General features: G+C 71.0%; 21 protein-coding genes, 1 tRNA gene and 1 pseudogene. 9 read left to right on the forward strand and 14 right to left on the reverse strand.

The features are described from left to right. Positions 1-271: 271 nt before the first annotated feature. From pheA to Sspor_RS22700, 7 genes are all read right to left on the reverse strand, one after another. A complete protein-coding gene (gene pheA, locus Sspor_RS22670; RefSeq protein WP_030713748.1) occupies positions 272-1,207 on the reverse strand; it encodes a prephenate dehydratase in 936 nt (311 codons plus the stop codon). A gap of 42 nt (positions 1,208-1,249) precedes the next feature. Further along, positions 1,250-2,608 carry an iron uptake transporter deferrochelatase/peroxidase subunit gene (gene efeB / locus Sspor_RS22675; protein ID WP_202200777.1) on the reverse strand — a complete coding sequence of 453 codons (1,359 nt, stop codon included), beginning with the start codon at positions 2,606-2,608 and terminating at the stop codon, positions 1,250-1,252. Further along, entirely contained in the window at positions 2,533-4,572 is a 2,040-nt protein-coding gene (locus Sspor_RS22680; RefSeq protein WP_202200778.1) for a copper resistance CopC/CopD family protein, read from the reverse strand. Before Sspor_RS22680 ends, efeB begins: the two co-directional genes overlap by 76 nt. A 22-nt stretch (positions 4,573-4,594) precedes the next feature. Next, positions 4,595-5,074: a copper chaperone PCu(A)C gene (locus Sspor_RS22685; RefSeq protein ID WP_202200779.1), complete on the reverse strand. Its 480-nt coding sequence runs from the start codon at positions 5,072-5,074 to the stop codon at positions 4,595-4,597. Continuing rightward, positions 5,071-5,724: an SCO family protein gene (locus Sspor_RS22690; protein WP_202200780.1), complete on the reverse strand. Its 654-nt coding sequence runs from the start codon at positions 5,722-5,724 to the stop codon at positions 5,071-5,073. Before Sspor_RS22690 ends, Sspor_RS22685 begins: the two co-directional genes overlap by 4 nt. Before the next feature lie 69 nt (positions 5,725-5,793). Next, on the reverse strand, positions 5,794-6,525 hold the full coding sequence (locus Sspor_RS22695; RefSeq protein WP_202200781.1) for a YcnI family copper-binding membrane protein: 732 nt from the start codon (positions 6,523-6,525) through the stop codon (positions 5,794-5,796). A gap of 106 nt (positions 6,526-6,631) precedes the next feature. Continuing rightward, positions 6,632-7,465, reverse strand: coding sequence for a hypothetical protein (locus Sspor_RS22700; RefSeq protein WP_202200782.1), 834 nt, complete (start codon positions 7,463-7,465; stop codon positions 6,632-6,634). A 210-nt stretch (positions 7,466-7,675) separates the two neighbouring features. On the opposite strand from Sspor_RS22700, the gene Sspor_RS22705 reads away from it, so the two are divergent. Then, the gene (locus Sspor_RS22705) at positions 7,676-8,119 is read left to right on the forward strand and encodes an ATP-binding protein (RefSeq protein WP_202200783.1); all 444 of its coding nucleotides are present in this window, start codon (positions 7,676-7,678) and stop codon (positions 8,117-8,119) included. Positions 8,120-8,211: 92 nt separating this feature from the next. On the opposite strand, the gene Sspor_RS22710 is transcribed toward Sspor_RS22705, so the two are convergent. Continuing rightward, positions 8,212-9,678, reverse strand: a complete 1,467-nt coding sequence (locus tag Sspor_RS22710; RefSeq protein WP_202200784.1) for an aminopeptidase P family protein — start codon at positions 9,676-9,678, stop codon at positions 8,212-8,214. Between the two features lie 120 nt (positions 9,679-9,798). Next, positions 9,799-11,349 (reverse strand): PP2C family protein-serine/threonine phosphatase, encoded by a 1,551-nt coding sequence (locus Sspor_RS22715; RefSeq protein ID WP_202200785.1) that lies wholly within the window; start codon positions 11,347-11,349, stop codon positions 9,799-9,801. A 395-nt stretch (positions 11,350-11,744) separates the two neighbouring features. On the opposite strand from Sspor_RS22715, the gene Sspor_RS22720 reads away from it, so the two are divergent. Both Sspor_RS22720 and Sspor_RS22725 read left to right on the forward strand, forming a co-directional pair. Beyond that, positions 11,745-12,506 carry a bifunctional DNA primase/polymerase gene (locus Sspor_RS22720; protein ID WP_202200786.1) on the forward strand — a complete coding sequence of 254 codons (762 nt, stop codon included), beginning with the start codon at positions 11,745-11,747 and terminating at the stop codon, positions 12,504-12,506. Positions 12,507-12,661: 155 nt separating this feature from the next. Next, positions 12,662-13,234, forward strand: coding sequence for a hypothetical protein (locus tag Sspor_RS22725; RefSeq protein ID WP_202200787.1), 573 nt, complete (start codon positions 12,662-12,664; stop codon positions 13,232-13,234). Positions 13,235-13,415: 181 nt separating this feature from the next. Here the strand turns inward: Sspor_RS22725 and Sspor_RS22730 are convergent, their stop codons facing one another. The 3 genes and pseudogenes from Sspor_RS22730 to Sspor_RS22740 all read right to left on the reverse strand — a co-directional run bounded on the left by Sspor_RS22730 (position 13,416) and on the right by Sspor_RS22740 (position 16,054). Next, positions 13,416-14,390 (reverse strand): DUF5926 family protein, encoded by a 975-nt coding sequence (locus Sspor_RS22730; protein ID WP_202200788.1) that lies wholly within the window; start codon positions 14,388-14,390, stop codon positions 13,416-13,418. Between the two features lie 178 nt (positions 14,391-14,568). Then, positions 14,569-15,206: pseudogene (locus Sspor_RS22735) on the reverse strand (ATP-binding protein). Between the two features lie 59 nt (positions 15,207-15,265). Continuing rightward, complete coding sequence (locus tag Sspor_RS22740) at positions 15,266-16,054, reverse strand: glycerophosphodiester phosphodiesterase (protein ID WP_202203800.1); 789 nt, start codon at positions 16,052-16,054, stop codon at positions 15,266-15,268. Between the two features lie 242 nt (positions 16,055-16,296). Between Sspor_RS22740 and Sspor_RS22745 the strand changes: the two genes are divergently transcribed. The 6 genes from Sspor_RS22745 (at position 16,297) to Sspor_RS22770 (ending at position 21,829) form a co-directional block, all read left to right on the forward strand. Continuing rightward, the gene (locus Sspor_RS22745) at positions 16,297-17,805 is read left to right on the forward strand and encodes a S1C family serine protease (protein ID WP_202200789.1); all 1,509 of its coding nucleotides are present in this window, start codon (positions 16,297-16,299) and stop codon (positions 17,803-17,805) included. Positions 17,806-17,905: 100 nt separating this feature from the next. Then, positions 17,906-18,811 carry a LysR family transcriptional regulator gene (locus tag Sspor_RS22750; protein ID WP_202200790.1) on the forward strand — a complete coding sequence of 302 codons (906 nt, stop codon included), beginning with the start codon at positions 17,906-17,908 and terminating at the stop codon, positions 18,809-18,811. A 79-nt stretch (positions 18,812-18,890) separates the two neighbouring features. After that, complete coding sequence (locus Sspor_RS22755; protein ID WP_202200791.1) at positions 18,891-19,439, forward strand: cysteine dioxygenase family protein; 549 nt, start codon at positions 18,891-18,893, stop codon at positions 19,437-19,439. Then, positions 19,439-20,485: a YeiH family protein gene (locus tag Sspor_RS22760; protein ID WP_202200792.1), complete on the forward strand. Its 1,047-nt coding sequence runs from the start codon at positions 19,439-19,441 to the stop codon at positions 20,483-20,485. Before Sspor_RS22755 ends, Sspor_RS22760 begins: the two co-directional genes overlap by 1 nt. Before the next feature lie 247 nt (positions 20,486-20,732). After that, on the forward strand, positions 20,733-21,689 hold the full coding sequence (locus Sspor_RS22765) for a trypsin-like serine peptidase (RefSeq protein ID WP_202200793.1): 957 nt from the start codon (positions 20,733-20,735) through the stop codon (positions 21,687-21,689). A gap of 52 nt (positions 21,690-21,741) precedes the next feature. Then, positions 21,742-21,829: transfer RNA gene (locus tag Sspor_RS22770), tRNA-Ser, on the forward strand. A 143-nt stretch (positions 21,830-21,972) separates the two neighbouring features. Here the strand turns inward: Sspor_RS22770 and Sspor_RS22775 are convergent. Together Sspor_RS22775 and Sspor_RS22780 are read right to left on the reverse strand one after the other, a co-directional pair. Then, a complete protein-coding gene (locus tag Sspor_RS22775; protein WP_202200794.1) occupies positions 21,973-23,352 on the reverse strand; it encodes a tyrosine-type recombinase/integrase in 1,380 nt (459 codons plus the stop codon). Positions 23,353-23,416: 64 nt separating this feature from the next. Continuing rightward, the gene (locus Sspor_RS22780) at positions 23,417-23,602 is read right to left on the reverse strand and encodes a helix-turn-helix transcriptional regulator (RefSeq protein WP_191870298.1); all 186 of its coding nucleotides are present in this window, start codon (positions 23,600-23,602) and stop codon (positions 23,417-23,419) included. Positions 23,603-23,608: the final 6 nt, after the last annotated feature.

Below are 23,608 nucleotides of genomic sequence, written 5' to 3' on the forward strand. Positions count from 1 at the left end.
GACTCTGTGGACACAGGAATAGATCATTCCTGATCGATGGGCGGCCGGGACGAATCAGGGTTCAAACCACCCCCACACACTCATTCGGGTGGGAATGACTCGCCCCAAAGAGTTGATCGGCGATGCGGGGGTGACACCGTTCACCTTCCGCTCCCCAGAGCGAAACCTGAGCTCCCCGGGTGATTTGTCGACCTTGTCGCGCCGTACTGTCGACTTGTCCCCAGGTTCCCATCTCCGCCTGTGGATAACTCTGTGGACAGTGGACGACGTCCTACGCCCGCCCGTCGAGGCAACGCCCCAGCCAGTCGGAGGCGGCCGTGAAGTCACCGTCGGAGGTTCCGGGCCGAGGAGCCCGGACATCACTCTGAGCGACACCGGCGCGCGGGTAGGACCCGAGGAAGCGGACCTGGGGACAGGTCCGCTTGAGGCCCATGAGCGCCTCGCTGACCCGCCGGTCGGAGATGTGCCCCTCGGCGTCGACGGCGAAGCAGTAGTTGCCGATGCCCTGGCCGGTCGGACGGGACTGGATCAGCATCAGGTTCACCCCGCGCACCGCGAATTCCTGCAGGAGCTCCAGCAGCGCACCAGGGTGGTCGTCGCCGAGCCACAGCACGACGGAGGTCTTGTCCGCGCCGGTCGGCGCGGCCGGCCGGGCCGGGCGCCCCACCAGCACGAACCGGGTCTCGGCGTTCTCCGCGTCGTGGATCTCGGTCACCAGCGGGACGAGCCCGTAGGTGGCGGCGGCGAACTCGCCCGCGAAGGCGGCGTCGAAGCGGCCCTCCTGGACCAGCCGGGCGCCGTCGGCGTTCGAGGCGGCCGACTCCCACACCGCGTCGGGCAGGTTCGCGCGCAGCCAGTTGCGCACCTGCGGCTGGGCGACCGGGTGCCCGGTGACGGTCTTGACGTCCGACAGGGCGGTCCCGGGGCGCACGAGCAGCGCGAAGGTGATGGGGAGCAGCACCTCGCGGTAGATCATCAGCGGCTCGCCCGAGGCCAGCTCGTCGAGGGTGGCGGTGACCCCGCCCTCCACCGAGTTCTCGATCGGGACGAGGGCGGCGGCCGCCTCGCCGTTGCGCACGGCGTCCAGGGCGGCCGGGACCGACACCATCGGGACGAGTTCCCGGGTCGCGGCTTCCGGCAGGGTGCGCAGAGCGGCCTCGGTGAAGGTGCCCTCGGGACCGAGATACGTGAAGCGGGTGGCTGACATGCGATCAGCCTAATGCCGGGGTGCCGCCTGCCGGATTGCTGTTCATCCTTCGAGCAGCCGCTGCCCCACGTACTCGCCGCTGCGGGGGCCGGGCGGGACCGCGTACAGGCCGCTGGACTCGTGCCGGATGAATTGCGACAGCGCGTCGCCGCGGTCGAGCTTGCGCTGTACGGGTACGAATCCGCGCAGCGGATCGGCCTGCCAGCAGATGAAGAGGAGCCCCGCGTCGGGAGCGCCGTCGGGGCCGATCCCGTCGTGGAAGGAGAAGGGCCGCCGCAGCATCGCCGCCCCGCCGTTCTGCTCGGGGGCGGAGATCCGGGCGTGGGCGTTGGACGGGATGACGGGCTTCCCGTCGGGGCCGATTTTGTCGAGCGCCATCTCGGTGGTCTCGCCACCGCCGGTCAGGGGGGCACCGGTGGCCTTCGTACGGCCGATGACCTGCTCCTGCTGGGCGGTGGACTGCTTGTCCCAGTCGTCGAGGAGCATGCGGATGCGCCGGACGACGGCGTACGAGCCCCCGGCCATCCAGGCGTGCTCGGCGGGTCCGGGGCCCGCGCCGGGTACGAAGATCCGCTTGTCGAAGTCGGGCTCCGAGGGCTTCGGATTGCCGGTTCCGTCGATCTGGCCCATCAGGTTGCGTGCGGTCATCGGCGTGCCGGTGGCGCCGGGAGACCGGTTGAAGCCGTTCATCTGCCAGCGGACGCGAGCGGCCTCTCCGGCGTCCTTCTGCAGAGCCCGCAGGGCGTGGAAGGCGACGAGACCGTCGTCGGCGCCGATCTGGACCCACAGGTCGCCGTTGCTGCGCTGGGCGTCCAGCCGGTCGGAGGAGAAGTCCGGCAGCGGGTCGAGCGCGGCGGGGCGGCGCGCGGTGAGGCCGGTGCGCTCGAAGAAGGAGTGGCCGAAGCCGAAGGTGACGGTGAGGGAGGACGGACCGGCGTCCAGGGCGATCCCGCTGTCGGAGGAGGCTGCCGGCTCGCCCGCCATCAGCCGTCGGGCGGTGTCGGACCAGCGCCGCAGCAGCGCGGCGGCCTCCGTACGCCCCGCTCCGGCGGCGAGGTCGAAGGCGACGAGGTGCCCCTTGGCCTGCAGCGGGGTGGTGATGCCGGCCTGGTGGTCCCCGTGGAAGGCCACCTGGGTGGCGCCGAGGGAGGCCAGGCCGCCTGCCGAGCCGGGCGCGGAGCCGCTTCCGGAGTCGGCGAGCACGGAGTGCGCCAGGGCGCCGCCTGTTGCTCCGAGGCCGATCCCGACGGCGCCTGCGGCGCCGACGGTACCCAGCAGCCTGCGCCGGGAGATCTCGATGTCGGGGTTGCTCTCGGTCACGCTGATCAGCCGATCTTCACGGTCTTCTGGACGGTGGTCTGGTCGATGTCCGAGGTGCGGACGGTCACGTCGATACGCCATTCACCGGCGAGCGGCAGCTGGACACCGGATGCGGTCCAGTGTCCGGGGGCCGCTTGCTCGGGGACGAGCGGCAGGGGGCCGATGTCCTTGGCGGGAAGGGTGAACGCCACCTTGATCTCGGGGAGGTCGAAGGGGGTGCCGTCGACGGACTCGGACCAGAGGTGCAGGGTGTTCGCGCCCACCCGCCCCGGGTCGAGTTCGAGCCGGACGGAGCCCTTGCCGTTCGGACCGCCGGTGTCGAAGGGCAGGGTGATCTTGACGGCCCGGTCGGGGACGGCGGTGGAGGTGGAGCCGCGGCCCGTCTCCTTCTCCACGGTCCGCCCGGGCTCGGTGCTGGTGAGCACCGTGGTGACGGCGAGCAGGATCACGGCGATGGCCGCCTCGGCGAGGACGGAGCGGCGCAGGCCGGTACGGTCCGGGTCGGCGTCCCGTACGCGCTTCTCGCGCGCGCTCTCGCGGGCGGCCCGCTGCCGGGCGAGCTGGGCGGCGCGCTCCGGGTCCGCGGGGACGGGCGCGGGCTCTGTTTCACGTGAAACACCGGAGCCTTCGGAGACGGTGCCAGGGCCTGTTTCACGTGAAACATCGTCCGAGGTGTGCCCGGCGGCGACGGATACCCCCGTGGAGTCCGCGGGAGTGTCGGCGAGCCTCGCGGTCCACCTGCGGGACACGTAGGCGATGCCGAGGAGGACGGCCACCAGACCGACCTTCAGGAGCAGCAGCTGCCCGTAGTCGGTGCCGGTGAGGGCGGACCAGCTGCCGAGCTGGCGCCAGGCCTGGTAGACACCCGTGACGGCGAGCACCAGGACACTGACGAAGGCGACCTTGGAGAAGCTCCTGACGGCCGCGCGCTCGATCCCGGGGACCTTGTGGAGGGCGACGAGCAGCGCGGCGAGACCGCCGAGCCATGTGGCGACGGCCATCAGGTGCAGGATGTCGGCGGGCATGGCGATACCGGGCTGGATTCCGGTGGAGGCGTGCTCCGAGAGGGCCCAGGTGGCGGCGATACCGCCGGACACGACGGCGCCTCCGATGGCGAGCCCGAAGGTGAGGTCGCTGGTGTCGTCCGGCATCTCGGCCTCGTCGGCCCGGTCGGCACCGGCGGTTTCCTCCCCGCCCCGGCCGGCCTCGTCGGGTCCGATGTCCGCCACACGGCGCGCGTAGACGCCGAAGAGGACCGCGAGGAAGAGGGCGGCCGCACCCAGCAGGAGCAGCCGGGAGACGAGCGAGGCCCCGGCCTTGGTCTCCAGGACGGCCCGGAGCCCGTCGAGGTCGAACGCGTCGGAGAAATCGCCGGACCCCGTGTACGGGGTCCGCAGCACCAGCATGGCGAGGGTGGCCGCGGTCAGGGTGACCCAGGCGCGCACGACGAGTTTCTGGAGCGGCCGTTCGGCGGCGCCCCGGCGCCAGCACAGCAGGATGAAGGCGGCGCCGCCGACGAGGACGGTGAAGCCGGCGTAGGCGGCGTAGCGGGCGATCCCGTACGCGATACCGACGGGTCCGCCACCCGCCTGCGCGGTGGGCAGGGTGACATCGGTGGCGGAGGGCGCGCCGATGGAGAACGTGAGGGCGCCGGAGATCGGATGGCTGTCGGCCGAGACGGCCTGCCAGGCGACGGTGTAGGTGCCGTTTGGCAGTCCGGTGTGCAGCGCGGTGCCGTAGCGGACGGTGTTCCCGCTGCACATGTCGCGCAGCTCACCGGTGTCCACGCGTCTGCCCTGGGGGTCGAGGACGCGGAGGGAGTCGTCGCCCATGGCCACCTGCTCCGAGAAGGAGAGCGTGACCTGGGCGGGGGCCGTGGCGACCACCGCCCCGTCCGCGGGGTCGCTCGCGGTGAGTGCGGCGTGCGCCGTGGCCGGTGAGGCCGCGGTGAACAGGGTCGCCAGCAGCGCTGCGAGGACCAGCGCGAGCCGCGGCAGGAGCGCCGCGGCACGGGCATGGGCCGTGGAGGGGGCGGTGGCCGTCATGGCGTGTCAGCTCCTCGATCCGTCAGTGGGCGTGGCCGGACGCAGTGCTCGGAGCCTGGGCGTTGTACGTCCGGTCCTTCACGTCCAGTTCGACCTTGACCGGACCGGCCTTCTCGAAACGGAGCTCGACGGTGACCTTGTCGCCGATCTTGGGCGTGCTCTTGAGCCCCATGAACATGATGTGGCTGCCACCGCGCTCCAGCCGGAGCTCGCCGTTCGCAGGGACGTCCATCGACTGGACCTGCTGCATCTTCTGGTCCTTGGTCTCGTGGATCTGGAGATCGTCGGAGAGCGAGGAGGTGGCGCCGGTGAGCTTGTCGGCGGTCCCGGAACCGTTCTTGATGACCAGGAACCCGCCGGCCATCTTGTCGTTCACCGGCTGGGGCATGAAGGCGCCGCTGACGGTCATCTTCGGCTCGGCCTCGCCGGAGCAGCCGGATATGGCGAGTGCTGCCGTCAGGGAGAGGGCGGCGGCGAAGGTGCGGGTGGTGCGGGCGTTCACGGGTTCTCCCCCTTGATGAGCTTCGGCAGGTCCCTGGTGTAGTCGTCGACGGTGGTGCCCTCGCCGTAGAGGACATAGCCCTCGTCGGTCTTGGGCGAGAACGCGATGACCTGGGCGCCGTGCATGGAGACGACGTCGCCGTTGGCGTCCTTCGTCGCGGGATCGATGCCGATGCCGAGCGTGCGCGCGGCGGCCTGGATGGTCGCGAAGTCCCCGGTGAGTCCGACGAAGGACGGGTCCTGCGACTTGAGCCACGCGGCGAGGGACTCGGGAGTGTCCCTCTCGGGGTCGGTCGTGACGAACACGACCCGGAGGTTGTCCTGCTCGGCCTTGGGGAGTGCCTTCTTGGCGACGGCGATGTTGCTCATCGTCAGCGGGCACACGTCGGGGCAGTTGGTGTAGCCGAAGTAGATGAGGGTCGGCTTGCCCTTGGTCTGCTCGCGCAGGTTCCACGGGTTGCCGGTGGTGTCCGTGAGGACGAGCTCCGGCTTGTTGAAGGGGCGGTCCAGGACCGTCGCGGCCTTGGCGTTGCTCTGCCCGCCGGAGATCTGGGTGACCCCGCTCGGCTTGACGGGCTCACCGCCGCAGGCGGTGAGGGTGAGTGCGGCCGCCGCGAGCAGCGCGGCGACCGTCACACGTGTGGTGCGCATGAAGAAATGTCCCTGGGATCGGGGATGTTACGGACGTAGCGGAACGGCAGCGCCCATGGGCGCGACGGATCAGGCGGACCGGCGGCGCGAGGCGATGCCGAAGGCGACCCCACCGAGTCCGACGACGATGCCGGCGATGCCGAGGACGCGCGCGGTGGTGTCGGTGCCGTGTTCGGCTGCGGCCTTGTCGTGGCCGTGCTCGGCGTCCTTGTCGGCGTTCTTCGGCTCGTCCGCCTTGGCACCGCTGTCGTGGTGGTCGTCGCCCTTGGGAGCGGTCAGCTTCAGGACGGGGGCGGGGTTCTGAGGCTCCGCCGCGCCCTCCTTGGCTTCCTCGATCCAGCGGACGACCTCGCCGTTGTCGTAGGTCTGGATGGACTTGAAGACCATCTGCTCGGCGTTCTCGGGCAGCTTGCCGACGGAGACCGGGAACTGCTGGAACTTCCCGGCCTCGATCTTGCCGCCGGTCCAGGTCACCTTGGTGACGACCTCGTTGACCTGCTTGCCGTGCACGGTCAGCGGCTTGTCGAGCTTGGTCTTCTCGACGGTGGACGTCCAGCCGGGGATGTCCTGCGGCATGACGGACGTGAGCGGCTGGTCGACCGGGAAGTTGACCTCCAGCTGCGTGGTCGACGCGTTGTCGCGCTCGTTGGGGACCTTGAAGTTGAGCGTCGCGTAGCCACCCTTGGCGGCCTCTCCGACAGGCTGCACACCGACGTGGGCGAAGGCCGGGCCGGAGAGGAGGAGGACGGAACCGGCGGCGACGGCGGCGGCGGCGGCGAAGGAGACGCGAGAGGTCTTCATGGCGGGAACACTCCAGGGAAGCGGTGGTGGCGATGGCTCCGGGCACGGGCGCGCGCGGAGTTCGCGGCACCGGTATCCCGCTCTGCGTCCGGGAAGAGGTGCCGCGTCAGGCTGCGAGGGCGAGTGCCACGGGTGGGCCGCGCCGGATCACCGTGTGCTGGAGTGCTTCCCGGCCCGTGCAGAGGGCGGGGTCGGACCCGGTCCGGGGGCCCTGAGGAGTACGTGCGGCCGAGCCCGCGAGCCCGGCGCCGAGGGCGCGTACGAAGGCCAGTGCGGCGCGCAGCGGACGCGTCGGGGCGGCTTCGGCGGAGCGCCGGGACAGCTCGACCAGCCGGAAGAGCGCGGCGTCGCCGCGGCCGAGCAGCCAGCCCGCCGCGAGCGCGGCCAGCAGGTGGCTGACCAGCATGGCCGGGCTGAACAGGCCGGTCGCGGGCGCCGTGGCAACGGCCTGGGCCACATGCGCGTGCGCGCCGTGAGCCTGCGTCGCGACCTGCCCGGCCTGTGCCGTCTGCTCGGCCAGGGCGGCCGGGTCCAGGCCCGCGGCTTCCAGGATCTGCCGGGCGTCGGCCGGGCTGAGCGGTACGGAGTTGCCCCCGCACACCAGCCGTGCGGCGAGCTCGGCGAGCGACGCGTCGGCGGTGCCGGCCGGTGCCTGCGCGGCCGCGGCGCTGTGCTGGCCGAGGCCGAACATCGCGTGCAGGCCGAGTTGTCCGGCGGTGAGCCCGGCTGCGATGCCGGGCAGCGTCCGCCGGCGGCCCGCGAGCAGGGCGGCGGCCGCGAAGACGGCGAGGAAGCCGAGAGAGAGGGACCACCAGGGCACGGTGGCGCAGGACGCCAGGGCGTGCCCGGTCGCGGACAGCACGACACAGACCGCGGTGAACACCGCGGCCCGGATCAGCCGGAGGCCGGCTCCGGCGTGCGTCGCGTGGGGGTCAGACATGGCCGGGCCATCATCGCACTGCGTTCACGCACTTCATACGGCAGGTCCGGAAGGTCCGCATGAGTCCGCTCCGCGGAGACGGTCCGGTCCCGCTGGGGACCGCCGCATACACCGCTCCCCCGGAGAGCCGCGTCGGCCGAACGGGCGTATTGAGGTCTCGGACGGCCGCGGGGCGCTTACGCCCCCTCGCGGGCGGCAATAGGTAACCGTATGAGCATCTGGTGGTCTCTCCACTTGAGGCGCGAAGCCGCGAGCGTGCCGCTCGCCAGGCGACTGCTGCTGGGGACCATGGAGACCGCGGGGGTGGACCCGGACATCTCCTTCGATCTCTCGGTGGCGCTGAGCGAGGCGTGTGCGAACGCGGTGGAGCACGGCGGCGGTGGCGAAATCCCGGACGATGCCGAGGCGTACCACGTCACGGCCTATCTGGACGGAGATTGCTGCCGCATCGAGGTGACCGATTCCGGTCCGGGTTTCCCGCCCGCGACGGTGGCCCGCCGCAGACCCTCCCTGGCCGAACACGGCCGGGGTCTGCACCTGATCGCCGAGCTCTCCGACCACGTCCGCTTCCGCAACCGGCCGGGCCGCGGCGCGGTGGTGAGCTTCGACAAGATGCTGAAGTGGCGCGACGACGCGCTGCTGAAGGTGTCGTAGGCGCCGTAGGCGCCGTGGGCGTCCCGGGAAGGGAACGCCGATGGGCGAGACCCGTACAGGAATCCCGCCCACCGACACGCGACGCGCGGACGTCAGCCCTTCAGGCGTGCCATCCAGGCCTCGACCTCGGTGGAGGTGCGGGGCAGGGCGGCGGAGAGGTTCCGGTTGCCGTCCTCGGTGACGAGGATGTCGTCCTCGATCCGGACGCCGATGCCGCGGTACTCCTCGGGCACGGTCAGGTCGTCGGCCTGGAAGTAGAGACCCGGCTCGACGGTCAGGCACATGCCCGGCTCCAGGGTGCCCTCGACGTACGCCTCGGTGCGCGCGGCGGCGCAGTCGTGGACGTCCATGCCGAGCATGTGGCCGGTGCCGTGGAGGGTCCAGCGGCGCTGCAGGCCCAGCTCCAGGACGCGCTCGACCGGGCCCTCCAGCAGACCCCATTCGACGAGCTTCTCGGCCAGCACGTGCTGGGAGGCGTCGTGGAAGTCGCGGAACTTCGCACCCGGCTTGACCGCGGCGATGCCGGCTTCCTGGGACTCGTAGACGGCGTCGTAGATCTTGCGCTGGATGTCGGTGTACGTGCCGTTGATCGGCAGCGTGCGCGTGACGTCGGCGGTGTAGAGGGAGTGGGTCTCGACTCCGGCGTCGAGGAGCAGCAGGTCGCCGGAGCGGACGTCGCCGTCGTTGCGGACCCAGTGCAGGGTGGTGGCGTGCGGGCCGGCGGCGCAGATGGAGCCGTAGCCGACGTCGTTGCCCTCGACCCGGGCGCGCAGGAAGAAGGTGCCCTCGATGTAGCGCTCGGAGGTGGCCTCGGCCTTGTCCAGGACCTTCACGACGTCCTCGAAGCCGCGGACGGTGGAGTCGACCGCCTTCTGCAGCTCACCGACCTCGAACGTGTCCTTCACGGCGCGGGCCTCGGAGAGGTAGACGCGCAGTTCCTCGTCGCGCTCCTTGGTCACCTTGTCGGTGAGAGCGGCCTCGATCACCGAGTCGTGGCCGCGCACCGCGCGGACCGGGCCGTCGGCCTCGGTGAGAGCCTCGGCGAGCTTGCGGACGTCCTTCGCGGGGATGCCCAGGAGCTGCTCGGCCTCGGTGAGGGAGTGACGGCGGCCGACCCACAGCTCGCCCTGGCCGGACAGCCAGAACTCGCCGTTCTCCCGGTCGGAGCGCGGCAGCAGGTACACGGTCGCGGTGTGGCCGGTCGGCCCGGTGGGCTCCAGGACCAGGACGCCGTTCTCGGTCTGGTCACCGGTGAGGTACGCGTACTCGGTCGAGGCCCGGAAGGGGTACTCGGTGTCGTTCGAGCGGGTCTTCAGGCGGCCGGCGGGAACGACGAGGCGCTCGCCCGGGAAGCGCCGGGACAGCGCGTCACGGCGGGCGAGGGTGTGGGCGGCCTGAGCGATGGGCTCCAGCCCGTGCAGCTCGGTGTCGGCCCAGCCGCTGCGCATGTTCTCCGCGAGTTCGTCGCTGACGCCCGGGTACAGACCGTTCTTGCGCTGCTTGTGCGTCTTCTTGGGCTGCTCTTCTTCCGGGGTCTCCGGGGTGAGCTCGTCAGCCACGTCTTCTCCTCAGCTACGACGGTACGGACCTGGGTGTGGACCGCATCCATCGTATGCGTGTACGGAGAGAGCAGGTTCCGAATCGTGCCGTCCGTCACGATTCGGAACCTGCTCCGGGCCTCATTCGAACCGGGCCGCGAGCAGCACGATGTCCTCGGGGGCGTCGGACGGCCGCCCGCCGGGCAGCACGGTCTTCAGGATGTGCTCGCACAGGGCCGCCGGGTCCTCGCGGACGCTGCGGGGGACCCCCGCGGCGGCGGCGTGCAGCCGGGCGTAGGCGCGGTCCATCGGGTCGCCCGTGTGGTGCAGCAGCCCGTCGGTGTAGAGAAGCACCGTTTCTCCGGGTGCGGGTTCGATCTCCACGCTCGGCGCCTCCCAGCAGGACAGCATGCCCAGGGGGGCGGAGAGCGAGGTCTCCACGTACTCGGTGCGGTGCTCGCCGATCAGCAGCGGCGGGGTGTGCCCGGCGCCGGCCAGGATGATCTTGTTGCCCTGGCCCTGAGCCCCTCCGGCGGGTTCGCAGTAGGCGAAGAGCGCGGTGGCGGAGCGGGCGGGCTCGGTGAGGCGCAGCAGCAGCTCCAGGTCGGACAGGACCGCCACGGGGTCCTCTCCCTCCATGACGGCGTAGGCGCGCAGCGATGCGCGCAGCCGCCCCATCGCGGCGACGGCGCTCGGTCCGGAGCCGGTGACGGAGCCGACGGCCAGCCCCAGAGCACCCTCCGGCAGCGGCAGGGCGTCGTACCAGTCGCCCCCGCCGAGCGGCCCCGTGTGGTGGCGGGCGGCGAGCTGTACCCCGGGGATCCGGGGGAGCCGGCTCGGCAGCAGCTCCTCGGAGACGGTGGCCAGGTGCGAGCGGGAGCGCTCCACCTCCAGCATCCGGGCCAGGTGTTCGGCGGCGTGGCGCACGTACAGCCCGGCGAGGTCGCGCTGGCGGTCGCTCGGCTCCGCCTGCTCGTCGTAGAGCCAGACGGCCGCGCCGAGCCGGCCGGTGGCCTCGGCGGTGAGGGGGAGCGAGTAGCTCGCGGCGTAGCCGAGACGGGCGGCGACCTCGCGGTGGCGGGGGTCCACGGGGGCGTCGAAACCCCCGGATCCGGGGGGCGCGCCCGGTTCGGGGAGGAACTCGGAGCCGCCCTGGGCGTCGGGCAGCCCGTCGAGGATCCGCCCGTAGGAGGTGGCGCTGCGCGGCACGGTCTCGATGTGGCCGAGCTCCGCGTGGCCCAGCCCGAGGCCGATCGTGCTGGACGGGCCGAGTCCGTCGGAGGGCTCCAGGACGACCAGGCCGCGGCGGGCGCCGACGAGCGCGGCGCCGGCGCGGAGGAACTCGCGGAGCGAGGAGTCGAGGTCACTGGTGCGCGCGAGGCGCTCGGTGAGCTCGTGCAAGGTGGTGAGGTCCGAGACCATGCCCGCCAGCCGGTCCTGGATGACACTGCCCGGGCCGCCGGGCGCAGGGGCCGGTGCGGGGGTGGTCCGGGCGGGCGTGGGCGCCGCAGTGTGAGGTGGCGTGGTTACCACCGGATCGATTCCAGCCACTTTCGGCAGATGCGGGGCGCTCATGGCGTCCGCCTTTCCACCTGGTGCGATTCGCCAAATAGCATCGCAAACCCCCAGATCGTGCTGCGCCGCCATCAAGGAATCCACATCTACACGCACACGTGGATGCATGTCCAGCATTGTCCAGGTGGGAATCCTGGTGTCCGTGGGACGGCAACTCACCGTCGAGCCAAGGCTAGAACTTGGCCGGAAAAAGCTGGAAGCAGTAGGTTTTTGCGATCGACTGAGCGGGCTCCGCAGGGGCCTCGGGTACGTACTCGGTGGTGGGCGAGGCCAGTTGGCCGCCGGGAACCGCCCGGCACGGACCGTCGTCCTTAGCGGCGGCCGCCGGTCTCGGTGGCCGGCGCGGGTCGTGCTCCACCCCCGCGGGACGTTTGATGGACCTGTAAGAAGACTGCACGAACCGTGTGAACCTGCTTCTGGCGGACAGTGACGCGAAACCTGTACGTGTGGTGAGACACCGGTTACATGGTGTGATGTGGCCCTCGGCGTTCAACGGAAAGGAACGAGCGCACATGCGCGAGATCCTCGGAAGGCGTCTCCAGCGGCTCCGCGATCGCTTTCAATCCCTGCGCCCCGACCCGGGACGGAGCGGCGACACGTCGACTCTCCTCGATGCGGCGCTCGTCTGCGCCACCACCTGGCAGTGGCCCGTCGTGCCCGGCGTGGGCCGGTCCGGCGCCGACGGCAGGCGATGCGCCTGCCCCGACCCCGACTGCGCCGTCCCCGGCGCGCACCCCTTCGACCCCGGACTGCTCGCCGCCACCACCGACCCCCGGATGGTGGCCTGGTGGTGGACCAACCGGCCCGCCGCCCCCGTCCTCATGGCCACCGGCGGGACCGCCCCGTGCGCGGTGAGCCTGCCGGCCGGCGCGGCCGCGCGTGCCCTCGTACGACTGGACGCGCAAGGCATGCGGCTCGGTCCGGTCGTGGCCACACCCACCCGCTGGGCGCTGCTGGTGGCGCCCTACTCGCTGGAGCGGCTCGGCGAACTCCTGTACGCGAAGGACCACGTGCCCTCCTCGCTGCGGTTCCACGGCGAGGGCGGCTACCTGTTGCTGCCGCCCTCCGCCGCGTCCAGCGGTGGCGGCCAGGTGCGGTGGGAACGTGAGCCTCGGGCGCAGACGGCGCAGGCGCAGCAGCTGCGGGGGCGGTCGGCGCGGTCGCCGCAGGCGCCGGCGGGAAGCCTCTGGCTGCCCGAGATCGAGGCGGTCGTGGACGCGCTGGTCGAGGCCAGCAGCGGTGCTTCCGGCGGCGGCAGCAGGCTCGCGTACTGACCTGCCGGGCCCTGCGGGGGACCCGCGGGCAGCTTGCCCGCGGGGAGGTGCGGGGCTCGGGAGGATCACTCGTACGGGTGTCAGCGGGACGAGTTTCCAAGGGAATTGGGCGCGGGGATCTCCGAGCCCCATTCCCTCCTCGCTATCTTCGGCGAATGAATCTCCGCCTGATCGGTATCGGCGCCGGTGTGTTGATCATCTTGTCGCTCCCGCTCGCCGGCGCGATCGCCGGGCCGGATTTTGCCGGTCAGGATGACGGAAAGGGCGGCGGCCTGTTCTCGGCGCTCGGGCTTTCGGACTCCTCCCGCACATCCCCCGCGGATCCCGCGCGCTCGTCGCCGACGGCCGGACCGCAGCAGCCCGGCCCGGCCGAGCAGCCGCGTACGGATTCCCGATGCGGACCCGAACTGTCCTCGCCGCACGGGGTGGAGGCGCAGACCTGCGTGCTGGTCGGTGAAGGCCAGACGTGGGGCCGGAGTTACTACCGGAACACAAGTGGTCGCGCGCTGGACGCGGTGCTGACGGTGATGGGTCCGGCCGGGCGCACGGTCCAGATCCGGTGCGCGGTGGGCGCGGGCGACGAACCGGGCCTGTGCGAGACGCCGAGGGAGGCTTCGGCCGGGAATCCGGAGAGCTACTCGGCCGTAGCGGAATTTGCAGTTCCGGATGATGAAGGGGAACTGCTCCTGAGGTCCGGGAGCAACTCACCGGCCTCGGGTGACGGTTGATCGCACCCTGAAAATCAAGGGCCCGGTCGCTGGCGACGGGGGATGCACCAGCGACCGGGCTACAAGAACGGTAACAAGAGATCGCCTGTTCGCAAATTCGATCTCCGATATTCAGACACCGATTTGCAGACGATTAGCGGGAGTTGTGACTCCGGTCACCGGCTCCGCGCGAGCCGCCCGGTCAGCTGAGCGTCACCTGGCGGTTGGTCAGTCCGCCGCGCGCCCGGCGCTCGTCCGTGGTCAGCGGGGCGTCCGTGGCCAGGGCCCCGGCCAGCCGCTCCGCGAACTCCGCCGCGGGCTTCTCGACGTCGTCGGCCGTGACCCCGGTGGGCAGGTCCCAGACGGGGACCATCAGGCCGTGGGCGCGGAAGGAGCCGACGAGCTTCGTGCCCTCGCCGAGGGAGGACGTGCCGGCCGCGTGCAGCCGCGCGAGGGCGTCGAGCAGCTTCTCCTCGGGGTACGGCATGACCCAGCGCAGGTGGTTCTTGTCCGGCGTCTCGCACCAGTACGCGGCGTCCACGCCGGTCAGCTTGACGGTGGGAATGGCAGCCGCGTTGGCGCGCTCCAGCGAGGCGGCGATCTCCGGCGAGGCGTTCTGGGCGTTCTCGGATTCCGGAATCCAGAATTCGAACCCAGTGTGGACAACCGGCTCGAAACCGCCGTCGGTGTCCAGGAGATCCTGAAGTCGGGGACCGTCAGCGGGAACCCGGCGGGCGGCGACCGGGGTACCGGGCTCGGCCACGAGGGCGCGCTCCAGGGTGTCGGCCATGTCGCGGGCGAGGTCACCGGAGGGCGAGTCGTTCTGCAGGCCGAGGAGGACGGACCCGTCCTCGCGGCGCAGCGCCGGCCACGCCATCGGCAGTACGGTCACCAGCGTGACGGAGGGGACTCCCTCGGGCAGACCGCCCTTGAGCGAGAGCGGGATGGTGGCGGCGGGCACCAGCTCGCGCAGCGCGACCCAGTCGCACTCGCCCGGCAGTCCCTCGAAGGGGCGCCGCACGTGCTCGGCGACGGCGTGCGCGGCCGCTGCGCCGTGGCAGGCCTTGTAGCGGCGGCCGGATCCGCAGGGACAGGGCTCGCGGGCGCCCACGACGGGGATTTCACCGTTGTTGAGCTGCGGCTTTGCAGTCTTGGCTGCGGGGCGCTTCTTGGCCATCGTGCGTGTCTCCCGGTTGCGGCGGTACGGCGTCGTGTCTGGGCGCGAGCCTAGCCGTTCGTACCGCCGGAACCGGTTGGGTGCGGCCGGGAGCACGGTCGGCGTGCGCTCCCGGTCGGCCGCCTGTGCGGATGACCGGTACTGCTGTCGTGCTGTCGTGCGGTCGCGGATCCCGGGTTCAGGGATCGAGGTCGTCGAACGCCCTGCTGAAGTCGATCGCCGGGGGCGCAACGCGCGTAGCGAAATCCTCGTGCCGGGGCCCACAGGCAACGATCACCCACACGGTGACCTCACCCGCCGCTCCGTCCCGGACACCCCAGTCCTGGGCCAGGGCGCTGATGATGTTCAGCCCCCGGCCGCCCCGTGCGGTGACCGAGGGCGTGGCAGGGACCGGGCGGGTGGGCCCGCCTCCGTCCGTGACCTCGACCGTCAGTCGTCCCGCTCTGTCGACGCGCCATGCGGCGCGTATCTCCCCGTCCCCGACTTCCCGAGAGCCGAGCGGCCTGCCGTGTCGGCAGGCGTTGCTGAGCAGTTCGGAAAGGATCAGTACGGCATCGTCCACGACCGATTCGGACACTCCGCTCATGCGCAATTGACCGCGCATCCGGCGTCTCGCCTCGCCCACGCCCGCAGGACCATGCCGTACGTCCATGCACGACGACGTGGGCACTTCCTGTGCCACCACCAACGCCACCCCCGGAACCTCCTTAGCCCCACGCATGGTCTGGATGCCCCAATGGCCTGGACCGGAAACCGTCGAAGCGGCCCGAAGCGGGCCCCTCGGACGCATTCACACCGACCGAATGCGGAGCGGATGCGCCGGGGCACACCCTGTAACGAACGGGTCGAGGGTGGCGGGTGTGCAAAAGGGGACTTCAGCGCCCGAGTTGGGACAGAACCTGGCGGGGTCTGTTCGTGATGATGGCTTCCACGCCCAGATCAGCGCAGAGCTGAACGTCTTCTGGTTCATTCACTGTCCATACGTGCACGGAGTGGCCCGCGCCCTGGAGCTTGTGGATGAAGGCGGGATGGTTGCGCACGATCCGCATCCCGGGGCCGGCGATCGTCACCCCGGCCGGCAGCCGCCCGTCCCGCATCCGGGGCGAGATGAACTGCATGAGGTACACGGTCGGAATCGTCGGCGCCGACGCGCGGATCCGGTGCAGGGAGCGCGCGGAGAAACTCATGACCCGCACCGGGTGGGGGCCCTCGGAGGGAGGGGCGTCCAGGCCGAAGCGCTTGAGGAGGACGAGGAGGCGCTCTTCCACCTGTCCGGCCCAGCGGGTCGGATGCTTCGTCTCGATCGCGAGCTGGACCGGTCGTCCGGCGTCGGACACCAGCTCCAGCAGGCGCTCCAGGGTGAGGACGGAGGTGCGCTCGGGGTCGGCGTCCCAGTCGGGGGACTCCTCGCGGTCCTTCCAGGAGCCGAAGTCGAGGGCGGCGAGATCGGCCAGCTCCAGGGCGGAGACGGCGCCGCGGCCGTTCGAGGTGCGGTTCACACGGCGGTCGTGGACCAGCACCAGATGGCCGTCCGCGGTGAGCCGGACATCGCATTCGAGGCCGTCGGCGCCGTCCTCGATGGCCTTGCGGTAGGCGGCCAGGGTGTGCTCGGGGGCATCCTCCGAGGCGCCGCGGTGGGCGACGACCTGGATGGTGCGCGGCATTGCGTGGGTCACCGGGTCATGGTGCCACCGAGAGGTGCCCGGGCGTCGGGGGTCTGCCCCGGGAGTACATGCGAAATGTCGGATATAAAGAATGGGGAGAGACGCACAGGTCCGGCTTACAGTGCTCTGACGGGTCATGGGAAAGGCTTTGCCCAGGAACTTGTGCGGCACGTCGAACGTTCAGTCGGACCGATAATCGCCAGAGAATTTTCCGAAGCCGTGTGTGACGAGGAGAGAGCGCTGTGAGCACCGAGAACGAGGGCACTGCGGCCCCGACACCTCCCGCGGCCCCGTCCGTACCCCCTGCTCCGGCCTCCGAGACGCAGGATGCGGCCCCCGCGCCCGCCGTCGGCGAGCCGGTGACCCAGCAGCTGCCGCCGACCCCTGCGCCGACCCCTGCGCCGACCCCTGCGCCGGGCACCGAGCCCACCCAGCAGATCCCGCCCGCACAGGCGCCCCCGGCCTACGGCCAGGAACCGGCCCAGGCCTACGGCCAGGCCCCTGCCCCGGCCGCGCACGGAGCCGAGGGCTGGCCGCCCCCGCCGCCCACGGTGCCGGCGTACGGAGCCGGGGGCCACGGCGGCGGCGCCTGGGGCGCCCCCCTGGCCACCGACGGCGCACCCGCGCCCAAGCCGAAGGGCAAGGGCGGCCTGATCGCGGCAGTGCTCGTGGCGGCCCTCCTCGCGGGCGGCATCGGCGGCGGCGTCGGCTACTGGGCCGCCGAGCGCAGCAACAACGGCACCGGCTCCACCACGATCAGCGCCGCGAGCACCCCGAAGGACCTCAAGCGCGAGGCCGGCTCCATCGCCGGTCTGGCCGCGGGCGCCCTGCCCAGCGTGGTCACCATCGAGGCCTCGGCCGGCGACGGCGAGGGCGGCACGGGCACCGGGTTCGTGTACGACCAGCAGGGCCACATCCTCACCAACAACCACGTCGTGGCCTCCGCGGCGAACGGCGGGAAGCTCTTCGCGACGTTCTCCGACGGCAAGCGTTACGACGCCGAGGTCGTGGGCCGCGCCCAGGGCTACGACGTCGCCGTCCTCAAGCTGAAGACCCCGCCGGCCGGCCTCAAGCCGCTGCCGCTCGGCGACTCCGACAAGGTCGCGGTCGGCGACTCGACCATCGCGATCGGCGCCCCCTTCGGCCTGTCCAACACGGTCACCACCGGCATCGTGAGTGCCAAGAACCGCCCGGTCGCCTCCGGGGACGGCTCCGGCAGCAAGAACTCGTACATGAGCGCCCTCCAGACGGACGCCTCGATCAACCCGGGCAACTCGGGCGGCCCGCTGCTCGACGGGCGCGGCGCGGTCATCGGTATCAACTCGGCGATCCAGTCGGCGGGCAACGGCGGCTTCGGCGGCGGCCAGGCCGGCTCCATCGGCCTCGGCTTCGCCATCCCGGTCAACCAGGCGAAGAACGTCGCCGAATCGCTGATCAAGACGGGCAAGCCGGTCTACCCGGTGATCTCGGTCTCCGTCGACCTCCAGGCCAAGTCCGAGGGCGCCAAGATCTCCGAGCAGGGTGGGGCCGCCAACGAGCTGGTCGACCCGAACGGCCCTGCCGGCAAGGCGGGCCTCAAGCCGGGCGACGTCATCACCGAGTTCGGCGGCAAGCCGGTCGACAGCGGTCCGACCCTGATCAGCATGATCTGGACGTACAAGCCCGGCGACACCGTGAAGCTGACCTACCTGCGCGGCGGCAAGCCGACCACGGTCGACATCACGCTCGGCTCGCGGATCGGCGACAAGTAACGGCACCCGAGCACCACCGGTCGCGGCGGCGGCCCGATGTGGAGGGGCCGTAGGCGGGATTTCGCCTACGGCCCCTCCAACGTCCGCTTATGCTTCGCTCGTGTTCGATTCTCGGCACATACGGACCTTTCACGCGGTGGTCGCCTCCGGGTCGTACTCGGCCGCGGCCCGACGGCTGGGGTATACCCAGCCCGCCATCACACAGCAGATGAAGGCGCTCGAACGCGCCGTCGGGACCCCGCTGTTCACCCGCGTGGGCCGCAAGATGCAGCTCACCGAGGCCGGGGAGTCCCTCTCCCGGCACGCCGAGACCATCCTCGGCAACCTCTCCGCCGCCGAGGCCCAGCTGAGGGCGTACGCCCGGCTGCGTACCGGCCGGGTCAGGCTGTGCGGCTTTCCCAGCGCCAATGTCACCCTCGTCCCCGAGGCCCTGAGCGGCCTGGCCAAGGACCATCCGGGCATACAGGTGGAACTGCTGGAAGGGGAGCCTCCCGAGTCGCTGCGCCGGCTGGAACGCGGGGAGTGCGATATCACCCTGGCCTTCACCTATCCCGGCCTCCACGAGGAGATCCCGGAGGAGGTCTCCGAGGTCAGGCTGCTGGAGGACCAGCTGACGGTGCTGCTCCCGACCGGGCATCCACTGGCTCGCCGCCGCGCCGTGCACCTGGCCGACCTCGCCGAGGAACGGTGGATCGCGGGCTGCCCGCGCTGCCGCGCCAACCTGCTGCACGAGTGCGCGGAGCTGGGGTTCGTGCCCGACATCCGCTTCTCCACCGATGACAACCTGGTGGTGCAGAGCCTGGTCGCTCAAGGACTGGGCGTGGCGATGATGCCCGCGCTGGTGCTGCCCTCCCTCTCGCTGAGCAAGGTCTGCGGGCGGGCCCTCCAGCCCACCGCCCGCCGGCACATCGCCGCGTACGTCTACCGCGACCATCTGCGGATCCCCGCGACGGCCGTGGTGCTCGGGGCGCTGAAACAGGTGGCGGCGAACCGCGTCGGCTGCTGACCAACCCATAAGCAGTGCTTGGGATTTCAGGTCATAACTGTCGTTGGACGTGATGGAAGGTCGGCAGCACGCTGCCGATATGACCACCACCACGCCGGCCCGTACCACCACGAGGATGGCCGCCCTCGTCAGTGAGATCCGCACGGTCGTGGAGCGGGGGCTGGCTCCCGATCTCACCGCCTACCTGGTGGGCGAACGGCTCGCCCCGCACCTAGGCGCGCCCGACCTGCTGACCCCGGCCCAGCAGGAAGGAGACCCGGAGCGGTACCGGCAGCACATCCTGCACGCCGAATCCGACGGCAGCTTCTCCGTGGTCGCGCTCGTATGGCTGCCCGGGCAGGAGACCTGCATCCACGACCACGTGTCGTGGTGCGTGGCCGGAGTCCATCAGGGTGAGGAGAGCGAACGCCGCTTCCGGCTCGCGCCGGGCGCCGGTCCCGCCCGGCTGGTGGCCACCGAGGACGTGGTCAACGCCCAGGGCGACGTCTGCGGGTTCGCCCCGCCCGGTGACATCCACAAGGTGCGCAACTCCTGTACCGGCAAGGCGATATCGGTGCACGTGTACGGCGCCGACGTCTCCCGGCTGGGCACCAGCATCCGTCGTGTCTACACGCTCCCCGTCGACTGATGGCCCTCCTTCACCGCCCACAGAGCACGGCGGTTCGGCATGTTTCACGTGAAACACCAAGTCCCTGGCCCGGGTTGGCGATGGCGGCGGGTGGTGCGCTGACGGCCTGGTGCATTCACCGTCTCGTGCCCGCCGTGCCGATGCTGACCGCGTCGGTGGTGCTGGGCATCGCGGTGGCGCACCTGCCGGGCCTGCGGACGTTCGTACGCGCGGCCGCCCGCCCGGGACTCTCCCTGGCCGGGCGTCGGCTCATGCGGATGGGCATCGTCCTGCTCGGTCTCGGCCTGGGGCTGGACCAAGTGCTCCGGCTGGGCTGGGCCACGGTGGCCATGGTGGTCGGCGTGGTCGCGGCGACCTTCCTCGGCACTCTCTGGCTGGGCCGCCGACTGGGACTTCCCGGCGATCAGCCGCTGTTGATCGCCACCGGGTACTCGATCTGCGGAGCCTCGGCGATCGGCGCCGTGAGCGAGGTGTCCGGCAGTGACGAGGAGGATGTGGCCGCCTCGGTGGCACTGGTCACCCTCTGCGGGACGCTCGCCATAGCGATACTCCCGCTTCTCCAGGGGCCGTTGGGACTCTCCGACCCTGCCTTCGGGCGCTGGGTCGGCGCCGGGGTCCACGACGTCGGCCAGGTCGTGGCCACCGCGCAGACCGCGGGCCCCGCAGCCCTGGGTGAGGCGGTACTGGTCAAGCTGATGCGGGTGGCGCTGCTCGCCCCGCTGGTGGCGGCCGTGGCCTTCTCGGTACGGGCCCGGCGCCGCGGGGTGCGTACCGCCTCGGGCCGCAGGCCGGCGCCGGTGCCGCTGTTCGTACTCGGGTTCCTGGCGGCGGCCGCGCTCCGCGCCACCGGCGTGCTGCCCGACGTAGCGCTGGAGTGGGCGCACACCGCCCAGGAGGCTCTGCTGGCGGCGGCCCTGTTCGGCCTGGGGAGCGCGGTGCACCTGCCGACGCTGGCCCGGACCGGCGGGCGGGCCGCGGCACTGGGACTCGGGGCGTGGGTGGTGGTGGCCGGGGTTTCGTACGCGGGCGTGATGCTCACCGTATGAGGCGGCAACGGCGGCGAGTTGGCCATTTCCTGGCCGGAACCGACCGAACGGTCCGACTGCCCGCTGACATTGCGACGCGCCCGTGCCACTCTGCCCCCGGCAATCCGTACCGCGCACGACGCACGACGCACGACGCAGCAAGTACGACGCACCACGAACCGCGCACAGCCGATCCGCACCGACCGCTCTTCACCCCCACCCTGCCCGGCTTCGCCACCCGGCCCGGGCACGGCAGAAGGAGTCATGCGTGAATCGTCATCGCACGGCCTTGTCCGTCCTGCTCGCGGCCGGCGCCCTGGTCGCGGGCGCCCTGACGGCGGCCACCCCCTCGATCGCAGCGGATGCCCCAGCGGCCCCCGCGTCCTTCCGGCAGCAGCACACCCAGGGCTTCTGGACCGCGGAGCGGATGCGTGGCGCCACCCCGCTCGACGTGACGGCGGCCCCCGGCACGGCCCGCACCCGGGTCGCCGCCTCGGAGGCCCCCACGACCGTCGCGCCGACGGAGGCAGCGTCCCCCACGGCGTTCCCGCAGGCGGGCGGCGCCTGGACGGGTGGCGGCGCCATCGTGAAGACCTCGGGCCGGGTCTTCTTCACGATGGGCGACCGGACCGCCTCCTGCTCCGGCGACTCGGTCACCAGCGCCAACGGCAGCACGGTCATCACGGCCGGCCACTGCGTGAAGTACCAGGGGGCCTGGCACACGAACTGGGTCTTCGTCCCGGCCTACAACAACGGCTCCGCGCCCTATGGGCAGTGGTCGGCCACCAAGACCTTCGCCACCGACCAGTGGGCCGCGAGCGAGGACATGAACATGGACGTCGGCCTCGCCGTCGTCGCCCCGCTGAACGGGCAGACCCTCAGCCAGGCCGTCGGGGCCCAGGGCATCGCCTTCAACGGCGGCTACAACAAGAAGATGTACTCCTTCGGCTTCCCCGCGGCGGCCCCGTACGACGGCACCAAGCTGGTCTACTGCAGCGGCAACAGCGGCAAGGACTTCCTGCTGACCAAGGACCACGGCCTGGGCTGCAACATGACCGGCGGTTCCAGCGGCGGCCCCTGGTTCCAGGACTTCAACGAGGCCACGGGCCTTGGCACCCAGGTCTCGGTGAACAGCTTCGGCTACACCTTCCTGCCGAACCGTATGTACGGCCCGTACTTCGGCAACGAGGCGAAGGCGGCCTACGACAAGGCCCAGGCGTCCTGACCTCTCAGGCCGCTCCCGCCACCCCCACCTGGCCGGTACTCTGTACCGGCCAGGTGGGTTGCCCGAGCGGCCTAAGGGAACGGTCTTGAAAACCGTCGTGGCGCGAGTCACCGTGGGTTCAAATCCCACACCCACCGCCACCAGGTCAGAGAACATCCTGATCAGAAGGGGTGCCCCTCACGGAGGGGCACCCCTTCGGCGTTCCGCCTGTCTCACCCTGTCTCGCCTGTATCCCAGTGTTGACCAGTGCGTATGGCCAACCTGCGGCCAGGTTTCCGTCCCATCAGAGCGTCGACTGATCGCCCTTCGCCTGGTCCGCGAACCCTTGGTCGATCAGCTCGTTCATGCGCTCCTCCTCGCCGTCCAGCACCTTGGCGTAGTAGCGCTGAAGAACTGCGATGCTCTGTCCCGCCCTGCGGGCCGTCTCAGCCAAGCTGACCCCGGACCGCAGCCAGAAGGACACGCAGGCGTGACGCAGGTCGTACGGGATGAACGCGAGCGGGGATGCCGCCTGCGCCGGAGTGAGGGCCCGACGTCGAGCTTCTTTCCACACCGCCCCGTACTCCTGGGACCGGATCGGGCCTCCCCGGACAGCCTGGAACAATCGGCCGTCGGTGCCAGCACCGAACTGCTCGATGTGCTCGCGCAGGAGGACGACCAGGGCGGGCGGGATCGGCACACGACGGACGGTCCGCCGGGCACGGTGCTTGAGCCCTCGTTCCTCGTACGGCATCCCATCATCTGTCCACCCGGATCCGACCTGCGGACGAGCCCCGGAGAGGTCTACCCGCCCCCATCCGGTCTCGGGGAGACTGCACTGATCCAGGCTGAGCACCGAGACCTCTTCGGGTCGCATGGCCGCGTAGTACATGCACCCGAAGAACGCCACAAGATGCTCACCTCGGAGGCCCTGCCCGCGTACGCCGTCGAGCAGCAGCCGGGCTTGTGCCGGCGTGGCGACGCTTCGTTCGTCCAGCTCTTCGACGGCCTTCGGGGTCTCCCAGTGCACACGGTGTAGGGGATTGCTGGGGAGTAGCTCCTTCTCGACTGCCAGGCGCAGACAGTTGCTCAGCACGGCCCGGCGGCGTCGGATGGTGTTCGGCGCCGCCGACTTTCCGTCCTTCCGCCTTGCCAGTCCATCCAGAACCGCGCGCATCTTGCTCGCGCTGTCGAGATCCACCATCGCGGGAGAGTTCTTCTCGACCCACGCCAGGGCCCGAGCCTCATCCTCGGGCGGATCCTGCCCGTGCCGGCCAGCATTGAACGCCCACTGATAGAGCGCACGCCGCAGCAGCTCGTCGTCCGGCCGGCCCCTGCCGTGCGGGCAGAGCGTCATCGTGGCGATGCTCAGGCTCTCGGCGATGCTCGCGCGATGCTTTGCGGCAGCCTGTGGCCACTTCATTGCGACGTGACCCCGTGCGTGCTCGTACCAGGACGTGCGGTTGAGCTGGCGGAGTTCCGAGACCGGTAGCCCGGTTTCAGTGTCGAAGGCCTCGCCCCGTCCGGCGGCGGTCACGAGCTGGGCCCTGCGAGCATCCGCGAGCGTCTTGGTCAGGAACGGTTCCTGATGAACCTTGCCGTCAACGATCCAACGAAGCTGAAAGGGCGCGCTCTTGCTGGCGCGCCGTCGGATGTTCCAGACGCGCACGTCATAGGTCTGCATGCAGCTCTCCTGAAAGGCCGAAGGGGCCCACTGACGCGTGGGCCCCTTCGTAGTCGTATGGCGGTTAGGCAGCGCTGGTGCAGGTCTCCCACCAGGCATCGAGGTCCGCGCGCCGAACGCGGATCTGTCCGTTGGGCAGCTTCTGCAACCGGGGAGCCTGTCCCCGGGCGCGCATTCGGTAGAAGGCAGCTCGGCTCATCCCGATCTCGTCCAGCACCTCGGGGAGTCTGAGCATCTGCGGGCGGGCCATCGTCCA

This window comes from Streptomyces spororaveus, assembly GCF_016755875.1.
GTDB lineage: Bacteria > Actinomycetota > Actinomycetes > Streptomycetales > Streptomycetaceae > Streptomyces > Streptomyces spororaveus.